The organism is Paraglaciecola sp. QJM3NY_14, from assembly GCF_056173245.1.
Genome location: NZ_CM149664.1, coordinates 118,758 through 141,880 on the forward strand (window position 1 = coordinate 118,758; position 23,123 = coordinate 141,880).

The following is a 23,123-nucleotide window of genomic DNA, read 5'->3' on the forward strand; positions in this document are numbered from 1 at the left end:
AGCCTGACTTAGTTAAGCAAAGTCAGGAATATCCTTAGCGAGTTTCTTGGCTAATGGCAGGGATATAGACACCGAACTTAGGGTGTTTTTGCGGCTTAGGTCCAGCGGTTGAGCGCTCGCTTGTTTTTTAAAAAAACCTTTGTCTCTGAGTTTAAATACCCGAGTGACAGTAGGCAGTAAACTATTTTCAGCCAGCCACAGCAGCCCCGCTGTTACAGGGCCTCCTGCCACCAAACCAAGGCCTAAAAAGCCAATACTCAAGGCCACTTTTTTTATGCCCCCGTCTGGCTCGTCGCTTTCGAAATGCTCAGACAAGGCTCTTGAGTATTTGATTGAAACCTCTTCAACCAGCTTGGCATTGGCTTGGCCGGCAAAAAACTGCTCCATGATATCTTGATATTCCTTTTGCATACCCGCGACGTCACTAAATGGGTCGACCAACTCTTTCCATAATTGTGGGCGGTCGAAGCGTAGTTTCTGCGGTATTTGAATAGAAGGAATATCTACCAGTTCAGACTCAGTTGGTTGACCGAGTTGAATGAGATCAGCAAATGCGCGGCTATAGCGGGTCTCGACCAAAATTTTTCGCTCACTAAACTGAGAGCTTAAGCACACAGCAAAGTTGTAATGATAAGCTTCGGTGGCCAAACCCATTAACTCATTTATCTTTACCTTGGCATCAGGCGCATCACCCAAAATACTTAAACACGCTTGCTCCCAGCGGGTGCGCGTCGCTTCTTTGTCGGTTTTGTTTTTCGATGTGTATAAATCAAATACCCGCTGAAAGTCATCGTTAGACACAGCCGTCATGCCGAGGTCTTCAACCTGTAAATCGCGGCTGCGCCCAAGCATATTGTCAAAACCGTGGCTAATGTGTTTCTTAGGCCAAGAGATGAAGTTCTCGATACGTTGTAACCCCGGCTCCCACTGCTTTAGCATTGTGTGTAGTGCAGGCCAGTCGGCACTCTTTTGTAGGGCCTGAAAACTTTCTACGCCTTGGGCTGACATTTTCTCGGCCACGTCTAACAATGAGCCACTACGGGACATAATTTGTACAAAGTTTGCTTCGATTAAGGCTTTTAATGGGGAAGAACTAGGGTTAAGCAAAGCGTGGCGAGCAAAAGGATGGTTTAGCAAGTAACCATCGTTAATAATGACTTTTTCACCCAATAGGGCCTTACGGATCAACATCTGGTTAAACTGCTGCTGACCCATTTCCATATTCCAAGGGTAACGTTGCACCACATCATCAAGGGTGCCCAAATAAGTTAATGCCTGTTGCAAACCAGACCTGCCAAATCAAAGAGTAAAGGTGTACTGAGTGTACCTCTTTAGTAACTGATATTTATAGCTATTTTCTATAGTTTATAACGGAGAACTGCATCGTTAGTTGTTAATCAGCAGACGATGACGAAGCCACAACCAAATCAAGCAAATCCATTAGCTGTTTACTTTGTGCTGGGGTAATCGCTGCAAATTGACACAATACTTTGTCGGGGACGTCTGTGGCTTTAAGCTTTAACGCTTGGCCTGAGTCACTGAGCTTTATTACCCGTTTTCGTTTGTCTTGCTCGTCTTTAATGATGTTAAGCAGCTCTTTGTCTGCCATCTTTTTCAAAATTTGTGTCATCGCGCCACCATCGATAGCGGTTTGCTCGATGAGTTGGGCGATGGTGATCCCGTCCTTTTCCCATAACGCCATCATCACCACATATTGCGGGTAGGTCAGATTCAGTGCAAGTAAAGGCTCGCGATAGACACGGGCGATATTATTGGAAGCCATGTACAAGCGATGACATAGCTGATTTTTTAACTGTAAGTTTTCAAACGACATAATTTACCTCGACAAATATTTTAATTTGCATGCAAATTATTTGCAAAGAGTATTTATCCGGTTTAATATTTTGCATGCAAAATAAATTCATCGTTTAACTTTACTAAAAAACTCACCGCGGAGAAATTTATGAACGTATTACAAAATGTCGCATACACAGCAAAAGCCACTGCAACAGGGGGCCGTGCTGGTTCAGCAAAATCTGATGATGGTCGTTTAGATGTCACGCTATCGACGCCTAAAGGGTTAGGGGGTGATGACGGGCAGGGCACAAATCCTGAGCAATTATTTGCAGCGGGTTATGCCGCGTGTTTTATCGGCGCGTTAAAAGCGGTGGCAGGCCAAGCCAAAATCGCCTTGCCTAGTGATGTGTACATTAATTCAGAGGTATCTATTGGTGGTATCGAAAATGGTTTTGGTATTGCCGCAAAATTGGCGGTATCACTAGGGGACATGGACAAAAGGCAAGCCCAAGCTTTGGTGGAGAAAGCGCATCAAGTGTGCCCTTATTCAAATGCCACCCGTGGCAATATCGAAGTGGAAATTTCAGTTATTTAGTACTGCCACGCAGCAATAATAAGCCAGCTTTTATTAGCTGGCTTAAAAAATATTCGCTATTCTAATCCGTCTTTATGATCATTTAGAGTGTCGTCGTGTTTTAGTCTCGAGGCCATCCAAATACTGCCAAGCACAAACACCGTCACAGGTATTAAAAACCACAGTTGGTCCATAGCGTTATTCCTTATTATCTATTAATGACGCAGCACATTTCCCGTTCAGATTAATGATATTAAGCGGATTTACAACGCTTTTTTCATGCTCACGTTTTGCCTAACTATTAAACTAATTGATTGCGCATCAACAGCCATAACGATTTGCATTTGCCCAAGCCTTACACAAATAATGCCCAATAATTTCCCTAAGACGCTGGATACTCGTGATCATTAAACACCAAGAAAAAATTGCTTCCCCAGAGGTAATTCAACGTCAGTTCGAGGCCTTAGGCTACATTTGCAGCCCCTCTGTGGCGACGGCCATTTACTTAGCGTGTCACTTACAAAAGCCTATCTTGATTGAAGGACCGCCTGGTGTGGGAAAGACCGAGCTCGCTAAAATCACCGCTGCGTATCTCAATGCACCACTTATTCGCATGCAGTGCTATGAAGGGCTGGATGAGTCAAAAGCCTTATACGAGTGGAAATACGGCAAGCAATTGCTCTATACCCAAGTGCTAAAAGAACAGTTAGGTGATGTGCTTAGGGGCGCGCGGGGATTGGATGAGTCCATCGCCCGATTACATGATTTTGGTGATATTTTTTATTCACAGGATTTTTTAGAGCCCAGGCCCTTGTTACAAGCTTTGCAAAGCGAAGAAGGCGCTGTATTGCTGGTGGATGAAATTGACAAGGCAGATCAGGAGTTTGAGGCCTTCTTACTTGAGTTACTGTCAGATTATCAAGTGTCTATACCCGAAATTGGCACGGTAAAAGCAAATTCAACGCCCATCGTGATGTTGACTAGCAACAATACGCGTGAGCTTGGTGATGCGTTGAAACGCCGCTGCTTGCACCTGTATATTCCTTTCCCCGACACTGAGCTGGAAAGTCGTATTTTGGCTGCTCAAGTGGATAATTTAGACGCCCAGTTACGAGAGCAAATTGTGGCGCTGATTGCCAAGCTACGCGACATGCCTTTGAAGAAATCCCCCGCGGTTAGCGAAACGATCGATTGGGCGAGGGCGCTACTGCTTTTGAACGTTGAAGAGCTTGACCCGCACTGGGTTAAAGAAACGCTTAACCTACTGTTAAAATTTCAGGATGACATTGAGTTAGTCGAGCCAGAGATCACCAATTTGCTCAAAGGTTTGGCTTAAGTGCGTTTTATCGCTGATTTTATTGGTGCACTGCGTGAAGCGGGTTTGCCTATATCCCCGGCCGAATCGTTAGATGCGATAAAGGCGATTGGGCTGTTGGGGCTTGAGTCGCGAGCAACAGCCAAATCCGTATTGGCGCTCACGCTAGTGAAGCGCCAACAAGACCAAGCCACGTACCACGAATTGTTTGAGTTGTATTTTGCTAATATCGAAAATGAGAAAGACGGCGACGACGGTACGCTTGAATCGCTAGAAGCGACAGACAAGCAGCAAAGACAAAATCAAGAAAACGCTGAGGCAAAAGGCGAGTCGGCAGCCACTGCTAGCTCTGCATTAGGGCAGTCACTCGCACAACAACAAGATATGGCGTTAGCCATTGCACAAGCGGCGAAAGCCGAAGATCTATCTTCTATTGTTTTCTTTACTCAAAAGAATCACTTCGCTTACAAAATAATGCAACGCCTTGGGGGGGATGAATTAAGCGCTGAACTTCGCGCTACGCCAGATAGCCCAGAACAAAAAAGACTGCAAGATCAACTAACACAGGCCCGTGCACGTTTGCTTGAGCAAGTGAAAGACTATGTAGAGCAGCAATACCTTATTTTCGCTCGGCACAAGGGGGCGAAGTTTCGTGAAGATCACCTACAGCAAGCAAAATTAAGCCAACTTGAGCATACCGATTACGCACTAATGCAGCGCTTAGTGCAAAAGGCGGCGCGCAAACTAGCCACCCAACACAGCCGTAGGCGCCTAACCCGTAAGCGCGGGCAATTAGATGTTCGTAAAACCATTGCGGCAAATGCAGCGTTTGATGGTGCCTTGTTTCACACTCGCTGGAAGGCAACGCGCGTAGAGCGACCTAAAATCATGGTGATTTGTGACGTCAGTGGTTCAGTGAGTCGCGTGGCGCGTTTCTTGTTATTGTTTTTGTATTCACTGCAAGACGTTATCCCCAAAGTACGCTCGTTCGTGTTTGCCTCAGATATGATTGAAGTCACCACGCTATTACAACAAGAAGACATAGAATCCGCACTGGAAAAAATTATGCAACGTTGGGGCGGCCTGTCGACCGATTATGGCAAGGCGCTGGCAGGCTTTCAGGATCAAGCCCTAACCAGTATCGATAAAAAAACCACGGTTATTTTGCTCGGAGATGCACGCAATAACGACGGGGATGGGCGCACCGACATTTGGCAGAAAGTGTATCGCCAAAGTAAACGGGTGCTGTGGCTAAACCCAGAGCAACACAACAGCTGGGACACGGGCGATTCAATCATGTCTAAGTATTCGCCTTGGTGCAGTAGTGTTGAGCCATGCCGTAATTTGAAAGACATTGAAGGTATATTTGGCCGAATTTTAAAGTATTCGTAATACGCTAAGCCTGCGTTTTAGTGTCCGTTGGGCGCAAACGCTGGCGATATTCCCTCGGGGTCACATCTGTCAAAGACTTAAACACCTTCGAAAATGAGCTGATATCCCGATAACCCACACCCATTCCAATGGTTTTAATGCTGTCTTGGGTATTGCCCAAGCGGTGCTTAGCGGCTTCTATTCGCAGTCGTTGCAAATAGCGAGAGGGTAGCTCACCGGTTGCTTTTTGAAAGCGGCGAATAAAGGTGCGTCTGCTCATGCCAATTTGATTAGCCAACGCTTGTAGCGCAACGCTTTGGGTAAAATGCTCGTCTAGCCAGTCTTGTGCCCGGTGAATACCCACGTCTCGATGCTGACGAAACCCCGCGATATTGATCAAATTTAAATCATAAGTACGACGACTATCAAAGCTGATGTCTCGGGCCAAGCCAGCAGCAATGGATGCGCCGCAAAACTTCTCAACCAAGTGTAAGCTTAAATCCATCGACGCATTCTGCCCGTTTGAGCTATAAATTCTGGCATGCTCAACACTGGCTTGGTTAGCCTGCCACTGCACCTTTGGGTATCGCCGTTCGAACTCGCGCAAATGTCGCCAATAGGTAGTGGCACGTCCGCCATCTAACAGCCCCGCTTCTGCCGCCCAAAAAATACCGCTGTTAACCCCTGCTATGCGTGCTCCCTTTGCATGCTGTTTAGCCAGCCACGGGGGAATGCTTGGGTATTGCTCGGTAAGGTGCTGAAAATCACCCCAGTAATGGGCCAGCATAATCAGGTCATATGGTTCATTACCAATAACGGCATCACCTTGAATTGACTGCCCGCCATACAGTTGCACTGGCTGGCTATCAGCACCTACCAAATCGCAGTGAAACTGCTGATCCTTAGGGCGGCGCAAATTAACGCTGTGAAATAGCTCCATTGAGCCATACACAGTGGACGCCCAAGCGCCGTTAAAAATCAGCAAGGCTACCCGCCATTTCGCATCTGCCACAGTATCCACTCCGCTTTGTTATATATCCGCCATTGGCTGAGAGCATCATTTTTGCATACGTGTTATTTGGCACATATGCCAGATTAAGTGGCATTTTACCCTAAGTACAAAAAGAAGGAAGGGGCGTACAGTAGTGGTATGCAGTATTAAAATGCGGTGGCTGTTTATTAGCTACAAATGATCAATTGAACGAGGATGCAGCAAGTGGATATTACCTTTTCGGCTGAGGAATTAGCCTTTCGTGACCAAGTGCGCGAATTTTTAGCAGAGAATTGGACCGAAGATTTAGCACGCAGGATCCGTGGTGAAGATGAAGAGTTCAAACCGGCGCAAATCGAGTGGCAGAACAAACTAAACGACAAAGGCTGGTTAGCCCCAGGCTGGCCAGTAGAGCATGGCGGTGTTGCTTGGTCAGTGACTGAAAACTTCATTTTTGAGACCGAGCGTTCACTCGCAGGCGCCCCTGATGTGGTGCCTTTTGGCCTAAAAATGGTTGCACCGGTTATTTATGGCTTCGGTAACGACGAACAGAAAAAACGCTTTTTACCCCGCATTCTTAAAAGCCAAGATTGGTGGTGTCAAGGTTACTCAGAGCCAGGTGCAGGTTCTGATTTAGCCGCACTAAAAACCAAAGCAGAATTAGACGGTGATGATTACATTGTTAACGGCGCTAAGGTGTGGACTACCTACGCCCAATACGCCGACTGGATTTTCTGTCTAGTGCGCACTGACTCATCAGGTAAGCGTCAAGACGGTATCAGTTTCTTACTGATTGACATGAAGAGCCCAGGCATTACCGTGAATAAAATCTCCTCCATTGACGATCATCACAGCTTGAATGAAGTGGTGTTCGACAACGTGCGCGTTCCCGTGGCTAATCGCATCGGCGAGCAAGATAAAGGTTGGACCTACGCCAAAGCCTTGTTAGCACATGAGCGTACTTCAATTGCTGCTGTGGCTGACTCAAAGCGCCGTTTGCGTGACTTGCGCAAGTTACTCAGTGAAGAAATCAGCGGCGGGCGTCCACTGATCGAAGACGTGCAATTCCAAAATCGCTTGTCGAACACAGAAATAGAGTTGATGGCATTGGAATACACCGAGCTTCGCGTTTTGGCATCAACAGCAGATGGCAAAGGGCCGGGCGTGGAATCTTCGTTGCTAAAAATTAAAGGTACCGAAATTCAACAAGCTATCCAACAGATGTACATGGACTTAGCGGGTTATTACAGCGGTGTGCTACACGGCGATGAAACCGCTGAAAGTATTGGTCACGCCTTTGGTCACGACGCAAGAAAAGCATATATGTACGGACGAGCCGCTACTATCTACGGTGGGTCAAACGAAGTGCAGAAAAACATTACCGCTAAATACGTACTGGGTCTTTGATCATGAATTTTAATTTATCTGAAGAACAAAACATGCTCAAAGACAGCGTTGCGCGCTTTGTGCAAGACGAATACGACTTTGAAGCACGCCGCAGCAATGCCGCCAATGCATTAGGGTTTAATCCTGACAATTGGCAAACTTTCGCAGAGTTGGGTTGGTTGTCTATTCCATTTGAAGAAGCTTACGGTGGTTTTGGTGGCGGTCCCACTGACGTCATGGCCGTTATGGAAGAAATGGGCAAAGGCCTAGTGGTTGAACCGTTTGTGGCAACCGTGCTGATGTTCGGTGGTTTATTGAGTAAAAGCGGCAACGCAGCACTGAAAGATGCGAATATTGAAAAGATCATTGATGGCTCACTGCAAGGCGCATTTGCTTATGTTGAGCGTCAAAGCCGTTTTGAACTAGCGGACGTGAAAACCCAAGCAAAGCGTGACGGTGATGACTTTGTGCTCAGCGGTGAAAAAACCGTTGTGTTCAATGGTGCAGCCGCCAACAAGATGATTGTGTCTGCCAGAACCTCAGGCGATCAGTGCGATGAAGCAGGTATCACCCTGTTTTTGATTGATGCAGATGCACCGGGTGTACAGCGCACTGCTTACCGCTTAATGGACGGTCAGCTAGTCGCTAACATCAAACTCACTGATGTACGCGTAGCGGCAAACCACGTCGTTGGTGAAGTCGACGATGGTTACAAGCTGATAGATGCTGTGGTTAGCGACGTGACGATTGCTCTGTGCGCAGAAGCCATGGGTATTATGCAAAAGCTCAATACCACCACCATTGAATACACTAAAACGCGTCAACAATTCGGTGTGGCGATCAGTAGCTTTCAAGCGTTGCAACATCGCATGGTGGATATGTTTATGGCGGGCGAACAAGCCAAGTCTATTTTATACCGTGCAGTGTGTTCTGCAGAAAGCGGAGCCGAAGATTTAGCTAAAAATATCGCTGCACTGAAAGTGATGATTGGGCGCAACGGTAAATTGATTGGTGATGAAGCCATTCAATTGCATGGCGGTATGGGGTTAACGGATGAGTTAGATGTAGGCCATTACGTTAAGCGCTTGATGATGATTAACACCACCTTCGGTGATGCAGATTATCAGCAACAGAAGTTTAACCGTTTAGCTTATACAGACTAATGGTTTATTTTTAGAGTCGATATTAAAGCCAGCTGACATAGCTGGCTTTTTTGTTTTTACCGCACGCACAGCGTGCACGTAAAGCATTCACGTTGTTCACTATGCGCTTCGCTTATTTATGGCCTACGGCCACGGGGCATACGCTTCGCGTACCAGCTTCCCTGCTGGATATGACAGACCATCCATGGTCAGCCAGTCACTTCTTTCCAACAGCCGAAAGAAGTAACCAAGAAAGGCCGCCCTCCAGCAAGTCACTTATTCCCTGTGCGTCTCGTCTAACACAGGTCGTGAAAACGCTTTCCCGACGCGGCTTTCACTTGAATTGCATCCATGCAATTAATCCAACGTTAGCCTTCGATGCTCGGGGTGACTTGAGTCGGAAATAAAACATGCGCTACGCTTATTTATGGCTTACGGCCACGGGGCATACGCTTCACGTACCTGCATCCATGCTTTGTTTCAAACCTCATCCATGAGGTTCGAGTGACTCTTTCTTTAACAGTTAAGAAAGAGTCAACAAGACAAAATGGTCGGGAACCATTTTAAACATCCGAAGGATGGCCCGTAGGGCAAAGTACAGGACGTACTTTGTAAAGGCCGCCTCCGGCCAATTTTTGCTCCCATATTTGAACTCGACTTCAATGCTCGAACGGCGAAAGGTAACATCTCGGCAACTGCTGATGCGTTGCTCTACCTTTCTGCATCCTTGCAGATCGCTTGTGAAGCACCTCGCTAACTTAGCTCTTCGAAAACGTATAATACAAAGCTGAGTTTACACCCCTCCTTGGTGGCTTTCCCCATAACGGAGTTACAGCTTCGCCATCCATGGCGAATCGTTCACCCGATAGGAGCGATGCTCCTAAAATCCTCGGCTTCACCCTTGACTGGCCATCTGACAAGTCACGGCTTTTAACGAAAAGTGTGAGTCGCCAATGGATTCGCTACACTCACTAAAGCATGCGCTTCGTGTACAGAGTAAGATCTTGGAACTACCCTGTATTCCCATAAGTGAAAAGCAAAAAACTGGAAAAATTCAACCTGTACCCTAGGTTACCGATTATGCTAAAAAAGACATGCATTGAAAGACGGAAATTTTCTGGATAATACTAGGGCGTGTTGATCTTTTCTGTTCATTTTTGCAGCGGTCTGTGTACTGTTTAGGCAAGGCGAATGTTTGAAGGTCTAGTGGGCTAAATCAAAAGCATTCAACGCGGTATAAACAGTACACAGGCGCTGCCCGAAGGGGTCGTCATGGAAGTATTTTACTCTTTGTCACAGTCCTTTGACTTAGCCCACTAGGCCCGCAGGACTGTTTCGCGATTAAAACGCTTCCATTTAGACCAAAATTCGTTCAGCAAAGATCAACACGCCCTAATGTTATTTGTCTTCAAACCGCAGTTAATAGAGGGAGTCCAATGAATGAGCATTTAGGTTCTTGTCTTTGTGAAACGGTCAGCTTTGCGATAAAAGGAGAGTTTGACAGTTTTTATTTGTGTCGTTGTCACCGCTGCCAAAAGGATACAGGTTCGGCTCATGCGGCAAATTTATTCTCACAGTCCGCAGAATTGGTCTGGCTGTCGGGTTTACATGCAGTGACTTCATTTGCGCTCCCTAATACTCGTCACAGTAAAAGTTTTTGTAAGCTCTGCGGTTCAGCACTGCCAAATACCCATATGGCAGGGTTGCTCATTGTACCAGCAGGGTGCCTAGACACTGAAATTTCCATGTCACCGACTGCCCAAATTTTTTCAGCCAGCAAAGCTTATTGGGATACTGAGTTAGAGGGAATCATAGTGTTCGACGGATTACCGGAGTGAGCAGCCATTACATAACCTAATGATTTAATAATTCATCCGGTAGTTTTCAAAAAGGTTCGAGCAAGGAGCGGGTTGTTCGACGCTATTTTTTATATTCAATCGAGGTAACGTACCAGTCTTTGTAGCCGGTGGGGGTTTTGACACTGGCGACATCATCTACTTCTTTCTTGATTAACGCTCTGGCCATGGGGGAGTCGATAGAAATGTAGCCTTTAGCATCGCCGTAGATTTCTTCTGGACCGACAATGCGAAATTGCTTTGTTTCGCCTTCATCGTTTTCAATCTCTACCCAAGCACCAAAGAATACTTTACCCGCTTGCTGAGGGGAGTAATTAACGATTTGTAATTCAGGCAGGAGCTTGCGTAGGTAGCGAACGCGTCTGTCGATTTCTCGCAACTTTCGCTTGTTGTATTGGTAATCCGCATTTTCACTTCTGTCACCCAAGCTGGCTGCCCATGTGACGATTTTAGTGATCTCTGGGCGTTGTTTTAGCCACAGTTCATCATGCTCGTCGTTGAGTTTTTTGTAGCCTTCAGGGGTAATGAGTTTTGTTTTCAATGCTTGTCCTTTTAAAACAGATACTTGTAATTAGACGCGAGAAAAATTGCGATATGGTATGCGATCCTCTTAAAGCCAGCAGGAATAAAAACCATTTTGTTAGCGCAATTTATTACAAAAATATGACCTTTGCCAGCTTCTGTTTTTATCGACTTTAGTCTAGTCTTAAGTCATCAAATAGTTAACACGCAGCCGCGATAGTTAGCTGTCTGATTAGATCAAATTTACCCTTATTTTTTGGTGCTAAGGTAGGGCATCTGCAGAGATACAGCATACCAAATTCAAAAAATTACCCGGATATTCTGGGCCAAATAACCCTTTCGAAGGGTAGAAAACCGAGGGAATAAGGTTCAGCAAGGAAAGAGGCTGATGAGTAAAGAAAAAACCGAACATCAATGATGTTCGGTTTTTTTATGTCTGTGCATTTATTACCTATATAGCACTAAACCCGGGGGGCTTATTCAGCAGCACCTTCAGCAGAAGCAACATCTAATAGCTCTACTTCAAATACTAGCGTTGAATTAGGCGTAATTTTTCCAGTCGCGCGCTCGCCGTAAGCCAGCTCAGATGGAATGAAGAATTTGAACTTAGAGCCCACTTTCATCAACTGCACACCTTCGGTCCAACCAGGAATGACGCGCGAAAGAGGGAAGGTTGCTGGCTCGCCGCGGCTATAAGATGAGTCAAACTCAGTGCCATCTAGCAATGTGCCTTTGTAATGTACGGTTACAGTGTCTTCAGCAGTAGGAGATGCACCTTCGCCTTCGCTCATGACTTCGTACTGTAAACCTGAATCGGTCACTGTTACGCCTTCACGCTCTGCGTTTTCAGCAAGGAATTTCTCGCCATCAGCAATGTTTGTTTCTGCTTTTGCATCAGAAATAGCTTTTTGCTTTTCACGTGAAGCCGCTTCCATAGCTAATGTAAGCGTTTGAATCTCTTTCATATCAAGCTGAGACTGACCCTGTAGCGCCGCTACAAATCCTTTAACCACTAAGTCTTTATCGAGGTTAACGTCTAGTGCTTCTTGTTCATTCATTTTTTGCTCGATGAACTGTCCCACGCTCGCGCCCATTGCATAAGCTTGCTGCTGTGCTTCTGTTTCAAGCTTTTGCTCTTCAACTTTTAGTAAATCCGTGTCTTGTTGACCACAGGCGGTAAGGCCAATGGCTGAGGTAATTAGAATCGCGATAGCGGTTTTTTTCATTTACTTCTCCCCTGAGATAATATGTGTCGAATACGTGACTTGTGAAGTGTTTCAACTTGATAAAGCGCTTATACTAAACGCCCTGAGTGAAAAGAGAAACCCAATTAGGAACAATCCATTGACCGTCTTGTTACGATTAAGTTTAATTTTATTATTGCTAACTGGCTGTAGCGGGCAATCGTCAACACCAGTAACCTCGTGGCGACATGCTGATGATGGCGCCTATGCCGCTGATATATCAGCGGATGCGTCGCTAGCTGTGGTGTCGAGCGTTACGGGGGGCATAGCGGTTTGGGACCTGAAAAAAAATGAAAAACGCTACACTTGGCAGCACCAAGGCGAGGGAAATAATTTAGTCGCTAATGTACACATCGCTTTTGATAATAGTTATGTGGTGACATCTGACCGTGACGCCTTTGCCCTTTGGAATGTGGCCAGTGGCGAGCCAGAAGGCTTCTGGCGTATCGATGAGTCAAGTATTCGTGATGTGGCGGTATCAAACCAAGGGCGGGGGATACTGGTTGGCCGAGGCAATGGTAAGGTAATGTTTTTTGAGCCCAAAACCGGTCGGCGTTTAGAGTTTTTAGGGCATCAAGAAAAAGTGAACAGTGTGGATTTGTCTCCTAATGGTTTTTACGCCCTTACCGGTGGCAATGATTACACTGCTTATCTGTGGGATACCCGAACAGGTCAGGTTATTCATAGTTTCACCCATTCAAGTCGCGTGACCAAAGTGGCGTTAGACGATGAAGGGCGCTATGGCTTTACCGCCGATAGTAAGCGTGATGCTAGGGTGTGGGACTTAGTCACAGGTGAAGAAGTGAGTAATTTGCATTACCTTGCCCGGCAGAAAATATTCAGCAGCGCCGCGTTTTCAAAAGACGGCCAGTACTTGTTAACGGGCTCACCCGCTAAGCGATTAAATTTGTGGCGCGTGACCGATGGAAAAGAAATACAAGAATGGCAGGTGTCACCCAGAGAAGGTAGCCGTCCGCAGACCGCAGTGGTATACGGGGTGGGATTTGCTAAAGACAATCAAATTGTGACAGAAAGCAGCAGTGGTTTAGCTGAGTTTTGGCAAATAAATCAGTAATTAGAGTAGGTTATGCAACACATAGAAGCAGATATAGAGCAGCTACAAATGAAGGTGGCTTTTCAAGAGGACACCATAGAAGAACTAAACAAAGCCTTGATTAAGCAACAGAAGCAACTCGAACTATTAGAGTTTCAGTTGTCTCATGTCATTAACAAGGTCAAAGAAATTGATGTGCCCAGCGGCGATTCACAAGAAGTTGAACCGCCGCCACCGCATTACTAGAGGCTAAACGATAACTGATTTCTGCCAAAGTAAACGCCGTTATTCGGGTTTAAATACGCCAATCACGTTTTCGCTTTGGCGAGAGGCTTGCGTCACTTCTTTATCAGTTTGGGTTTGTTGATAATGGCACTGTACACATTCCATCTTTTCAACATTGTTCTCGAAGTAAAGCATCAGTGTATCCATGCTTTTACATTGAGGGCAGGTGGCCCCAGCGATAAAACGCTTTTTAATTTTCGTCGTCATAATCAAGAGGATTTCTTCGGTCAGTCATCTTGCTATCATACCGCAATCGACCGACTATGTTATCCGTCAATAGGCATTCATGATCCAAATTTCTGATTTATCCCTTATGCGTGGCAACAAAACCTTGCTACATGAAACCAATGCAGTGCTGTACCCAGGGCATAAAGCAGGTCTTATCGGTGCAAATGGCTGTGGAAAATCCAGCTTGTTTGCGCTTATTCGGGGAGAATTACACCCTGAGCAAGGCGAGTGCAATATCCCTAAAGACTGGCAGGTCGTATCCGTTGCCCAGGAAACCCCAGCGGTTGAGCGCTCAGCCCTTGATTATGTGATTGACGGCGACAAGCTATACCGCCGCTTACAGGCAGAATTGCGTGCAGCGGAAGACGCCCATGATGGCGTTATAATCGCCGCGCTACACGGCCAATTAGACCATGCAGGTGCTTACGATATTGAATCCCGCGCGGCCACCATATTAGCAGGCTTAGGTTTTGCGAATGACGCTATTGCCCGTCCGGTCACCGCGTTTTCAGGTGGTTGGCGTATGCGTTTGAACTTGGCGCAAGCACTTTTATGCCATTCAGACTTATTACTGCTTGATGAGCCCACCAACCACTTAGATTTAGACGCTGTCATTTGGCTTGAAAAGTGGTTGCAGCGCTACGCTGGCACCTTGTTACTGATATCTCACGATAAGTCCTTTTTGGATAGCACAGTGAACGAAATTATCAGCGTTGAGCAACAGCAACTAGTTAGCTACACAGGTAACTACGATGCCTTCGAGCGCCAACGTGCAGAGCGCTTGCGCTTACAGAACCTACAGTTTCAGAAGCAACAAGATAAAATTGCCCATTTAGAGTCGTTTATCAATCGTTTCGGTGCTAAAGCGAGCAAGGCCAAGCAGGCTCAAAGTCGTGTGAAGCAACTGGAGAAAATGGAAACTTTATTGCCAGCGCTTGCCGCTTCACAGTTTAGTTTTGAGTTTTTTATGCCGCCCAAATTACCTAACCCACTGGTAAAAATGGAGCAGGTACGACTGGGGTACGACGACACAATTATCTTGGAAAAACTGCATCTTAATTTAGTGCCCGGTAGCCGAATTGGGCTACTTGGTAGAAATGGTGCGGGTAAATCAACGTTAATTAAACTACTTGCTGGGGAAAAAGAGCCCATGCAAGGCATTTACGAAACCTCAGCGGGTTTGCGCATTGGCTATTTTGCTCAGCATCAATTGGAATATTTGCGCGCTGACGACTCAGCTCTCGCCCATATACAGCGCCTCGATCCAAAAGCCACCGAACAAAGTCTGCGGGATTATTTAGGCGGCTTTGGTTTTAGGGGGGACGATGCCCTAGGACGTGTGGCACCCATGTCGGGGGGGAAAAAGCGCGCTTAGTGTTGGCGCTAACTGTGTATCAAAAGCCTAACTTGTTGCTACTCGATGAGCCTACCAACCATTTAGACTTAGACATGCGCCATGCGCTGAATATGGCCCTTCAGGGGTTTGAAGGGGCAATGGTGTTGGTGTCTCACGATCGATATTTACTTACATCGGTTTGTGATGACTTTTATTTGGTGGATAACCAGCAAGTCACTATGTTTGATGGGGACTTAGATGATTATCGTGATTGGTTGCTAAAATCAGACCGAGAAAAACAATCAGCCGATAAGTTGGCGACAGCCAAAGGTGTTGCTGACAAAGAAGGCGCTGAGAACAAAGAGCCAAAGCTAGATCGTAAGATTATTAAGCGCTTAGAGGCTGAATTTAGGCAAGCGACGCAATCTCTGCGCAAAACGGTGCAAACCCAAGAGAAAAAAATGGCCGAGCTTGAAGCCAAACTTGAAGGCATAGAGCAAAAAATGGCAGACCCAGATATTTACAATGCCGATAAAAAAGCCGAGTTAAAAGTGCTATTAGCAGACCAAGCGAGTTGCAAAGTTGCCCAAGAAGAAGCAGAAATGCTGTGGCTAGATGCCCAAGAGCAAATTGAAGCCAAACAGGCCGAATTTGATGCTCAGGTGACGGGTTAGCTCGCTATCGAAAATCGGTGAATACAGAAGGAGAAAAGGATGTCTCAGCAACTGGAAACTGACAGGCTCATATTGCGAAACTGGAAGGCAAGCGACTATGAGCCATTCTACGCGTTAAATTCTGACCTTGAGGCCATGCGTTATTTCCCTTCCCCCTATACTCGGGCGCAAAGCGATCACTTAGCGGACAAATGCCAATCTTTGATTCAGCAGCGAGGGTGGGGTTTGTGGGCGGTGAGTGAGAAAGAGGGTGAGGCGTTTATTGGCTTTGTGGGTTTGCATACGCCAAATGCAAACATGCCGTGCTCCCCTTGTGTTGAGATAGGCTGGCGTCTGCTTCCTCAATATTGGGGTAATGGCTTCGCCACTGAAGGGGCGAAAAAGGCGTTAGAATATGCGTTTAATGAGCTGGGGCTGCCAGAGGTGGTCTCGTTTACTTCAAAAACGAATCAACCCTCTCGGGCCGTTATGGCGCGAATTGGATTGCAAGATTCACTCAATAACTTTATTCACCCAGATATTGCCCCTGAACATCCGTTAGCGGAACATGTTTTATATCACATCACCCGAAATGCTTGGCTTGAGCAAACAAGTCAAAGCGGCAAGTGAGCGATTAGTTAACTGCCTGATACAAGATCTGCGCAAAGGCATTAGCTGCCGGTGACGATGGCCGGTCACGGTATTCTAGCTGGTACAAAGGCCGAGACAACAGCTTGCTTTTTTGAGTAGAAATTACCTTTAATTTTTTCAGCGCAAGTAAATCTTCGGTGACAACTTGGGGCAATAACGCCACTCCCATTCCTTGAGTGACGCCACGAGCTATCGCCTCATTACTGCCTAGTTGCATACTGTCATTCACTGCTATGCCTTGTTCGGCCAATAGCGAAAATGACATTTGCCGGGTGCCCGAGCCAGGCTCCCGCAGCAACCAGCGTTGCTCGCTTAGCCATTTTTCTTTGTTATCTGTGGGTTTCAAGGAGCTTGAATACACAATACTCATGGGGTCGTCTTGCCAATGCTGGCTGCTAATGTGTGGGTCGCTTGCACTCCCTTCCACCAATGCAAAGTCAATGGTGCAGGCCAGTAATGCCTGTTCAATTTGCGCGGTATTGGCTACTTGCACTTCTACTTTAATTTTCGGGTATTGTTGATTAAAACGGGCTAGATAAGGCGCTAACCAGTAACCGGCTATAGTGGTGCTGGCGCCTATAACCAGAGTGCCTTGTTTTAATCCTGTGCGTGCTCTTACGTCCTCAAGTGCCGCTTGTTCAATCGCAAAAATACTGCGGGCATGATTAAACAAGCTCTGCCCACCTTGGGTTAAAGCTAACTTCTTTCCTTTAGCTGCTCGCTCAATGAGTTGCATACCCAGTTGATGTTCAAGCTCTTTGAGTGCTTTTGAAACCGCGGGTTGGCTAATATAAAGCGCCTCAGCCGCTTGGGAGAAACTGCCCAAATGAGCAACGCTATGAAAAACCCTGAGCGCATGTAAATTCATATTAATTAACCTTTAGTTATCAATCCATGATTTATATGTATTGGAGTTATATTTTGACGCTGCCTATCATCAAGTCAACTTTTAATCAGGTACTACACCCATCGATAGGAGTAGCTTTATGTTCGGGGCAGTTAAGCGTTTTTTCATTACGGGGCAAGATGGTACCTCAAGCACACGCCATCATTATAGCGATTCACGCTGGTGGTTAGGTTTAGTCTTAGTAACAAGCATCGCGTTTATCGCCACTTATCTGAGTCATGTTTCCTTTGTTCAACATCTTGGCTTGAGCGCGCTAACCATAGGCATTGTGTTGGGGATTATTGTTGGTAACACTTTGTTCTCGAGCATGGCCACGCACACTGATATAGGCGTAGATTACGCCAAAAGTACCTTATTAAAAGCCGGTGTGGTGTTGTTTGGTTTTCGCATTACCTTCGCACAAGTGGCGGGAGTCGGCTGGCAAGGGTTAATTACTGACATCGCCATATTGAGCTTAACTTTTTGGCTGGCAGTGCAACTTGGTAAACGGGTATTTAAGTTAGACGAGCAAACCACCATTTTGATTGGTGCCGGTAGCGCTATTTGTGGTGCAGCGGCGGTGATGGCTACAGAGCCTGTGGTAAAAGCTCAAGCGCACAAAGTTTCAGTCGCAGTCGCTACCGTGGTGGTGTTTGGCACCTTGAGCATGTTTGTTTATCCCATTGCCCAAGGTTACTTAGGCCTCAGTGAGCATGCATACGGTATTTTCGCTGGTTCAACGATTCACGAAGTGGCGCAAGTCGTGGCGGCAGGCAGTGCTGTTAGCTCTGAAGCCGCTAACGCGGCGGTGATTGAGAAAATGCTCAGGGTGATGATGCTTGCCCCGTTTTTAGTGCTGTTATCGCTGTGGCAAAGCAACAAGCGCGCTACGGGCAAAGTGGTCGACGGAGCTAGCTCACAGGGCGACAGTGGTAAAAGCAACATCATGATCCCCTGGTTTGCCCTACTATTTATTGTTGCCAGTGGGATTAATTCTAGCCAGTTGGTTTCACCTGATATTACCGAGCAAGTTGTGCATTTAGACGGCGTGTTACTTACCATTGCCATGGTGGCGTTAGGGCTTCGAACGCACATAGGCGCAATCCGCCAAGCTGGCGTAAAACCCTTGCTACTAGCAAGCTGTTTGTTTTTGTTCTTAACCCTAGGCGGATATGGGCTGAATTTAGTGATAGCTCAGTGGTTATAGCTAATATAACAACGCGTAATTGAACCACTCGCAATATCAAGAACGGACGTTTTACCCAAAGAGTCAGCATTTTATGTCATCCATAAAACGCTGACTCACAATCCAATTACTGAGCTTTTAAGCGCAACTTCGCACCTTGGGTAAGTTGCTGATGGCTAATAAATGCCTTACTTAGCGGATCGCCATTAAGAGAAGGCTGTGTTTGTCCTTGGCCCAAAGGGGTTATGATCAGGGTTTTGCCTGCATAATATTTTGAGTCGAGATGAATGGTCACTTCGTCAAACGCTGTACTTGTTAGGGCATAGTCCATGTCCCCAGGAGAGACAGGGTAAATGCCTAATAAGCTGAAGACTAACCATGCTGACATAGTGCCAGCATCGTCATTGCCGGGCAGCCCAGCCGGTTGATTGGTAAAGTACTTCGCTATCAGCCTTTTTACATGCTGCGCGGTGTTATGCTCTTGGCCTTGCACGTAGTTAAATAGGTAAGGGTAAGTAATATCGGGTTCGTTACCCATATCGAAGTTGTTGGTATCGAAGGTGGCGTTTAATGCGGCTATAAAAGCACTGTCACCACCATTTAACGCGATTAAACCTGGCATATCAAAAGGCACATAGAAGCGGTAATTCCATGCATTGCCTTCAATGTAACCCGGTGCGGGTTCAAAGTTGCGCCCTAATTCGGGATCGTAAGGGGTTAACCAGTCACCACTGCGTTTTTTCGGGCGCAGCATGCCAGTACTTTCATCAAATAAGGTCTTATAGTTCTGTGCTTGGGCCAGGTACTTTTGCGCATCTTGGTCGCGACCTAAACGTTTTGCAAGCTGACCTAGAGCGAAGTCCGCCACGTAATATTCAAGACTGGTAGACACGCTACCGTCGAACGGCTCTTCGTCATCAACAGGCACATACCCTAAATTCAGGTAGTCTGGGTTCTCAGGGCGAATAGGGTTGTTTTCTACTGTGTCTGCGGATTTTTGCATGGCTTGGTAAGCCAGCTCTACATCAAAGGTGTGTACGCCGCGTAAATAGGTGTCAGCAATCATGGCGGTAGCTGGGTCACCGACCATGGTTTGGGTTTCCATGCTGAGTAACTCCCACTTGGGTAACCAACCACTTTCTTGATACATACTAAGAGCAGAATCAACCATTTGTGATTGGATTTCAGGGTAGACCAAACTTAGCAATGGATGCAGGTTACGACTCGTGTCCCACAGTGAATATATCGAATAGCGGTTTTTACCCTGCGTATTGCCCACTTTCGCCGTGTGTTGCTGGCTCATGATCGGGTACTCGCCGTTCACATCTTGAATGATACTGGGGTGAATTAAACTGTGATACAGGCCAGTGTAAAGCAGCGTTTTGTTATGCTCGCTACCTTGTACTTCGATGCGTGAGAGTAAGCCATTCCAAGCGTCTTGGGCGTCTTTGCGGATGCGATCAAAGGCAAAGTCGGGCTGTTCAGTGTTTAGGTTCTGCCGCGCGTTTTCGATGCTGACATAAGAAATACCTACCTTGACTTCAACTTGCTCGTTAGCCTGTGTATCGAAACGCATGTAAGCACCGATATTGTCACCGCTCATAACGCGCTGATAATTCGGATAAGGCTTGATGCTGTTATTGTGCTGCATCCATTCGCCTTCCACCCCTGTGAACGCTGGCATTTTCTTAAACGTGCCCAAGGCTTTGGCTGGTTTACTAAAACGTGCTACGAAGTACACAGGGCGCACGTCTTGGGGGTTATAGCAAAACGTGCCTACCGTGCGAGAGCCTTCAATTTCTTGCTCAGACACAACCTTGAGAGAGCCGCCGGTTTCGTTGGTTAAGCCTAGGCCCAAATTAACAATGATATTGCTTTGGCCTGCGGGAAAGGTGTAGCGGCTTAGGCCTGTACGCAATGTGCTGGTGGCTTCTGCCTTGATGCCATATTTATCGAGTGTGGTTTGGTAGTAGCCCGGACTTGCCTGCTCGTTCGAATAGGTTGAACCGTATTGCTGGGCGTCTAATTCTAAATTGCCTGCGGTGGGCATGATATTAATGACCCCTAACTCTGGGCAGCCAACCCCGCTTAAATTCACATGGGTAAAACCAGTCAAAAATTTATTTTCGTGGATGTATACGCGTGAATTCCACGCGGCATCTTTTTCAAACTCATTCAGTTTTTTGTGTTCGAACGCAACGTTAAAAGGCGCAACCGATGTGAGTGCATGAGGGTACTGCGCCCCCGGATGGGTCGCTCCAAAATTGGAGGTGCCAATAAACGGGTTAACATACTCGGCAGGTGTTTTTTGCGATGTTTCCCCGGTAACTTCGTTAGGCGTTTTAGCAACTGAACAGCCGACACCGGCCAAAGTAAGCGCAGCAACTGCCATATTGACTAATATTTTCATTTTGGCTGGGCTCCCATTTCAAATACCAAATTTCCGCCGGCTAATATATCACTGTGACGGATAAAGAATTGCTGCAAAGGCTGACCATTTAGGCTCACGCTTTGAACATACACATTCTCTTTCGATTGATTGAGCGCTTGCACGCTAAAGGTTTTGCCATTTTCTAAATGAATCTTGGCAGAAGAAACTTCTGGGCTACCTAACACATATTCCCCTGATACCGGATTAACGGGATAAAAGCCTAATGCGCTGAATAGGTACCACGCCGACATTTGGCCTGCATCTTCATTACCCGACAAGCCATCAGGGGCGGTATGATAAAGCTCGTCCATCACTTGGCGTACGTATTTTTGTGTTTTGTAACCCTTGCCAACGTATTGATAGAGGTAAGGCACATGGTGGCTTGGCTCGTTGCCATGCACATACTGACCTATGTAGCCTGAAATCCACTCGGGGAACTCGCCCACGGTTTGCTCGGCTTCGAACATCGCATCCAGTTGAGCTTCAAACGGCGCCGCACCGCCCATTATATCGATTAACCCAGTGACATCTTGTGGCACAAAGAAGCTGTATTGCCAAGCGTTGGCCTCGCAGTAGTCCTCTGGATGGTAGGCATTCGGGTCGAAATCGCTGCGAAACTCACCATTTACGCTTTTGGCACGCATAAACTCGCTTTGTGGGTCGAACAGGTTACGATAGTTTTGTCCTCGTGATTGGTACGTTTGAGATACCTCATTTTCACCTAAGGAACTGGCCAACTGAGCAATCGCCCAATCATCAAAGGCGTATTCCAAGGTTAGCGATACGTTCCAACTACGCTCTTCAAAGGGCACATAGCCCAATGTTTGATAACTCTCTAAACCGAACTCATTTTGAGTGGCGCTTTGTATAGCTGCTGCGAGTACTTCTTCACCGCTGGCGTCTAGCAGGCCTTTGAAATAGGCATCGATAAGCACAGGGACACTGTGGTAACCCATCATCATGTCTGTTTCATTGCCTTGAAAGTTCCAAACGGGTAGGCGACCTGCCACATTGTAATGCGCCATGATCGAAGCCATGAGCTCTCGGGTGCGAGTGGGTTCAACAATCGTTTTCCATGGGTGTAAGGCACGAAACGTGTCCCACAAAGAGAAGAACTCGTATCTAGGGTAGCGTTCACTTTTATGAACTTCGCCATCAGGGCCTTTATATTCCCCGTTACTGTCGGAAAACACCCGAGGTGCTAACGCAGTGTGATACATGGCCGTATAAAACTGGATCATGTCATCTTTGTCAGCGCTTATTTCTACTGTGCTAAGTTGCTCTCGCCATGCTTGCTGGGCAAGCGTTTTTACTTGTTCAAAGGTTTTATCTGGTCCTTGGGCAAGCAGGTTTTGCTTGGCGTTCTCTATGCTGACTGAGCTAATAGCGGTGCGCACCGTAACTAGCTTTTTGCTGCTGGCCTCAGAGAAATAAAAATCGAACTCCGCCGCTATATTTTCACCAGAGGCTGATTGCTCTTGGCTTGTCACTCCGTTTGTGTTCAAGGTGTAGCGATCAATCGGCTGTGAAAATTGGCTGTAAAAGAACACGCGCTGATCGCTAGCCCAGCCAGTGGATTTGCGGTAACCAGCGATGGCCTTATCATTGATAATTTGAATGTGAGTCTCTAGGGTTTTATCCCAATTTCGACTGTAGCCTAAGTCTACACGTACCACGCCCTGGGTTGCATCATCAGCAAACTGGTATTTCTGAAAACCGGTGCGAAGCCCTGCGGTTAGCTCTACATTCACCCCGTAATCATCTAAAAACACCTGATAATATCCAGGTGATGCTTGCTCATTTTGATGGCTAAACCGAGAGACAATGGTGCCATTCTCAGGGCCACCTTCGGTTTTTTCTCGATGAAAAGGTCGGGTTAAAGGCATGAATGAAATGTCATACAAATCACCGGCCCCCGTGCCAGATAAATGGGTATGACTAAAACCAGCAATGATGTTATCGGGATAAAAATAACCTGAAATCCAATCCCAGCCCGTGCGCCCATTATCTGGGCTTAGTTGCACCATGCCGTAAGGCACGGTAGCACCGGGATAAGTTTTGCCTTTGCCGTCAGTGCCGATAAACGGATCCACATAATCTAAGGGATCAATTGCCTGAGGCGTGTTTACGGTGGCGTCTGGAGTCGGCTGCGTACATGCGCATAACGCCAACACAGCGCCGGTAATGAATATCTGTTTCATCATGCTGGTATCCG

19 protein-coding genes and 1 pseudogene are annotated in these 23,123 nt (G+C 46.7%); 11 read left to right on the plus strand and 9 right to left on the minus strand.

From position 1 onward, the window contains the following. Nucleotides 1-12: 12 nt before the first annotated feature. Nucleotides 13-1,284 carry a hypothetical protein gene (locus tag AC0VYA_RS00515; RefSeq protein WP_475489719.1) on the minus strand — a complete coding sequence of 424 codons (1,272 nt, stop codon included), beginning with the start codon at nucleotides 1,282-1,284 and terminating at the stop codon, nucleotides 13-15. 109 nt (nucleotides 1,285-1,393) lie between these two features. Continuing rightward, nucleotides 1,394-1,834: a MarR family winged helix-turn-helix transcriptional regulator gene (locus tag AC0VYA_RS00520; protein ID WP_475489720.1), complete on the minus strand. Its 441-nt coding sequence runs from the start codon at nucleotides 1,832-1,834 to the stop codon at nucleotides 1,394-1,396. A gap of 129 nt (nucleotides 1,835-1,963) precedes the next feature. On the opposite strand from AC0VYA_RS00520, the gene AC0VYA_RS00525 reads away from it, so the two are divergent. The 3 genes from AC0VYA_RS00525 (at nucleotide 1,964) to AC0VYA_RS00535 (ending at nucleotide 5,078) form a co-directional block, all read left to right on the plus strand. Then, a complete protein-coding gene (locus AC0VYA_RS00525) occupies nucleotides 1,964-2,392 on the plus strand; it encodes an organic hydroperoxide resistance protein (RefSeq protein ID WP_475489721.1) in 429 nt (142 codons plus the stop codon). Nucleotides 2,393-2,771: 379 nt separating this feature from the next. Continuing rightward, nucleotides 2,772-3,707, plus strand: a complete 936-nt coding sequence (locus tag AC0VYA_RS00530; protein WP_475489722.1) for an AAA family ATPase — start codon at nucleotides 2,772-2,774, stop codon at nucleotides 3,705-3,707. Continuing rightward, on the plus strand, nucleotides 3,708-5,078 hold the full coding sequence (locus tag AC0VYA_RS00535; protein WP_475489723.1) for a vWA domain-containing protein: 1,371 nt from the start codon (nucleotides 3,708-3,710) through the stop codon (nucleotides 5,076-5,078). A gap of 4 nt (nucleotides 5,079-5,082) precedes the next feature. Here the strand turns inward: AC0VYA_RS00535 and AC0VYA_RS00540 are convergent, their stop codons facing one another. Continuing rightward, nucleotides 5,083-6,069: a GlxA family transcriptional regulator gene (locus tag AC0VYA_RS00540; RefSeq protein ID WP_475489724.1), complete on the minus strand. Its 987-nt coding sequence runs from the start codon at nucleotides 6,067-6,069 to the stop codon at nucleotides 5,083-5,085. Nucleotides 6,070-6,273: 204 nt separating this feature from the next. Between AC0VYA_RS00540 and AC0VYA_RS00545 the strand changes: the two genes are divergently transcribed. The 3 genes from AC0VYA_RS00545 to AC0VYA_RS00555 all read left to right on the plus strand — a co-directional run bounded on the left by AC0VYA_RS00545 (nucleotide 6,274) and on the right by AC0VYA_RS00555 (nucleotide 10,414). Continuing rightward, nucleotides 6,274-7,455 carry an acyl-CoA dehydrogenase family protein gene (locus AC0VYA_RS00545; protein ID WP_475489725.1) on the plus strand — a complete coding sequence of 394 codons (1,182 nt, stop codon included), beginning with the start codon at nucleotides 6,274-6,276 and terminating at the stop codon, nucleotides 7,453-7,455. A 2-nt stretch (nucleotides 7,456-7,457) separates the two neighbouring features. Further along, nucleotides 7,458-8,597: an acyl-CoA dehydrogenase family protein gene (locus AC0VYA_RS00550; RefSeq protein WP_475489726.1), complete on the plus strand. Its 1,140-nt coding sequence runs from the start codon at nucleotides 7,458-7,460 to the stop codon at nucleotides 8,595-8,597. 1,415 nt (nucleotides 8,598-10,012) lie between these two features. After that, nucleotides 10,013-10,414 (plus strand): GFA family protein, encoded by a 402-nt coding sequence (locus AC0VYA_RS00555; protein ID WP_475489727.1) that lies wholly within the window; start codon nucleotides 10,013-10,015, stop codon nucleotides 10,412-10,414. A gap of 82 nt (nucleotides 10,415-10,496) precedes the next feature. Here AC0VYA_RS00555 and greB read toward each other — a convergent pair whose 3' ends face one another. Both greB and fkpA read right to left on the minus strand, forming a co-directional pair. After that, nucleotides 10,497-10,973 carry a transcription elongation factor GreB gene (gene greB / locus AC0VYA_RS00560; protein WP_006993520.1) on the minus strand — a complete coding sequence of 159 codons (477 nt, stop codon included), beginning with the start codon at nucleotides 10,971-10,973 and terminating at the stop codon, nucleotides 10,497-10,499. Nucleotides 10,974-11,430: 457 nt separating this feature from the next. Continuing rightward, nucleotides 11,431-12,180, minus strand: a complete 750-nt coding sequence (gene fkpA / locus AC0VYA_RS00565; RefSeq protein WP_006993522.1) for an FKBP-type peptidyl-prolyl cis-trans isomerase — start codon at nucleotides 12,178-12,180, stop codon at nucleotides 11,431-11,433. Nucleotides 12,181-12,298: 118 nt separating this feature from the next. Here fkpA and AC0VYA_RS00570 point away from each other — a divergent pair, with 118 nt between their 5' ends. Further along, the gene (locus tag AC0VYA_RS00570; RefSeq protein WP_475489728.1) at nucleotides 12,299-13,273 is read left to right on the plus strand and encodes a WD40 repeat domain-containing protein; all 975 of its coding nucleotides are present in this window, start codon (nucleotides 12,299-12,301) and stop codon (nucleotides 13,271-13,273) included. Nucleotides 13,274-13,285: 12 nt separating this feature from the next. Beyond that, nucleotides 13,286-13,498, plus strand: a complete 213-nt coding sequence (locus AC0VYA_RS00575; RefSeq protein WP_006993524.1) for a SlyX family protein — start codon at nucleotides 13,286-13,288, stop codon at nucleotides 13,496-13,498. A gap of 39 nt (nucleotides 13,499-13,537) precedes the next feature. Here AC0VYA_RS00575 and AC0VYA_RS00580 read toward each other — a convergent pair whose 3' ends face one another. Beyond that, on the minus strand, nucleotides 13,538-13,744 hold the full coding sequence (locus tag AC0VYA_RS00580; protein WP_006993525.1) for a YheV family putative zinc ribbon protein: 207 nt from the start codon (nucleotides 13,742-13,744) through the stop codon (nucleotides 13,538-13,540). A gap of 79 nt (nucleotides 13,745-13,823) precedes the next feature. Here AC0VYA_RS00580 and AC0VYA_RS00585 point away from each other — a divergent pair. Both AC0VYA_RS00585 and AC0VYA_RS00590 read left to right on the plus strand, forming a co-directional pair. Further along, a pseudogene (locus tag AC0VYA_RS00585) lies at nucleotides 13,824-15,775 on the plus strand (ATP-binding cassette domain-containing protein). Nucleotides 15,776-15,814: 39 nt separating this feature from the next. Continuing rightward, a complete protein-coding gene (locus AC0VYA_RS00590; RefSeq protein WP_473477374.1) occupies nucleotides 15,815-16,384 on the plus strand; it encodes a GNAT family N-acetyltransferase in 570 nt (189 codons plus the stop codon). 4 nt (nucleotides 16,385-16,388) lie between these two features. Here AC0VYA_RS00590 and AC0VYA_RS00595 read toward each other — a convergent pair whose 3' ends face one another. Next, complete coding sequence (locus tag AC0VYA_RS00595; protein WP_473477377.1) at nucleotides 16,389-17,273, minus strand: LysR substrate-binding domain-containing protein; 885 nt, start codon at nucleotides 17,271-17,273, stop codon at nucleotides 16,389-16,391. Between the two features lie 118 nt (nucleotides 17,274-17,391). On the opposite strand from AC0VYA_RS00595, the gene AC0VYA_RS00600 reads away from it, so the two are divergent. Next, nucleotides 17,392-18,498: a YeiH family protein gene (locus tag AC0VYA_RS00600; RefSeq protein ID WP_475489729.1), complete on the plus strand. Its 1,107-nt coding sequence runs from the start codon at nucleotides 17,392-17,394 to the stop codon at nucleotides 18,496-18,498. 106 nt (nucleotides 18,499-18,604) lie between these two features. On the opposite strand, the gene AC0VYA_RS00605 is transcribed toward AC0VYA_RS00600, so the two are convergent. Both AC0VYA_RS00605 and AC0VYA_RS00610 read right to left on the minus strand, forming a co-directional pair. After that, nucleotides 18,605-20,887, minus strand: coding sequence for a GH92 family glycosyl hydrolase (locus AC0VYA_RS00605; RefSeq protein WP_475489730.1), 2,283 nt, complete (start codon nucleotides 20,885-20,887; stop codon nucleotides 18,605-18,607). Continuing rightward, nucleotides 20,884-23,112, minus strand: a complete 2,229-nt coding sequence (locus AC0VYA_RS00610) for a GH92 family glycosyl hydrolase (RefSeq protein ID WP_475489731.1) — start codon at nucleotides 23,110-23,112, stop codon at nucleotides 20,884-20,886. The genes AC0VYA_RS00605 and AC0VYA_RS00610 overlap by 4 nt, the downstream gene beginning before the upstream one ends. Between the last annotated feature and the right edge of the window lie 11 nt (nucleotides 23,113-23,123).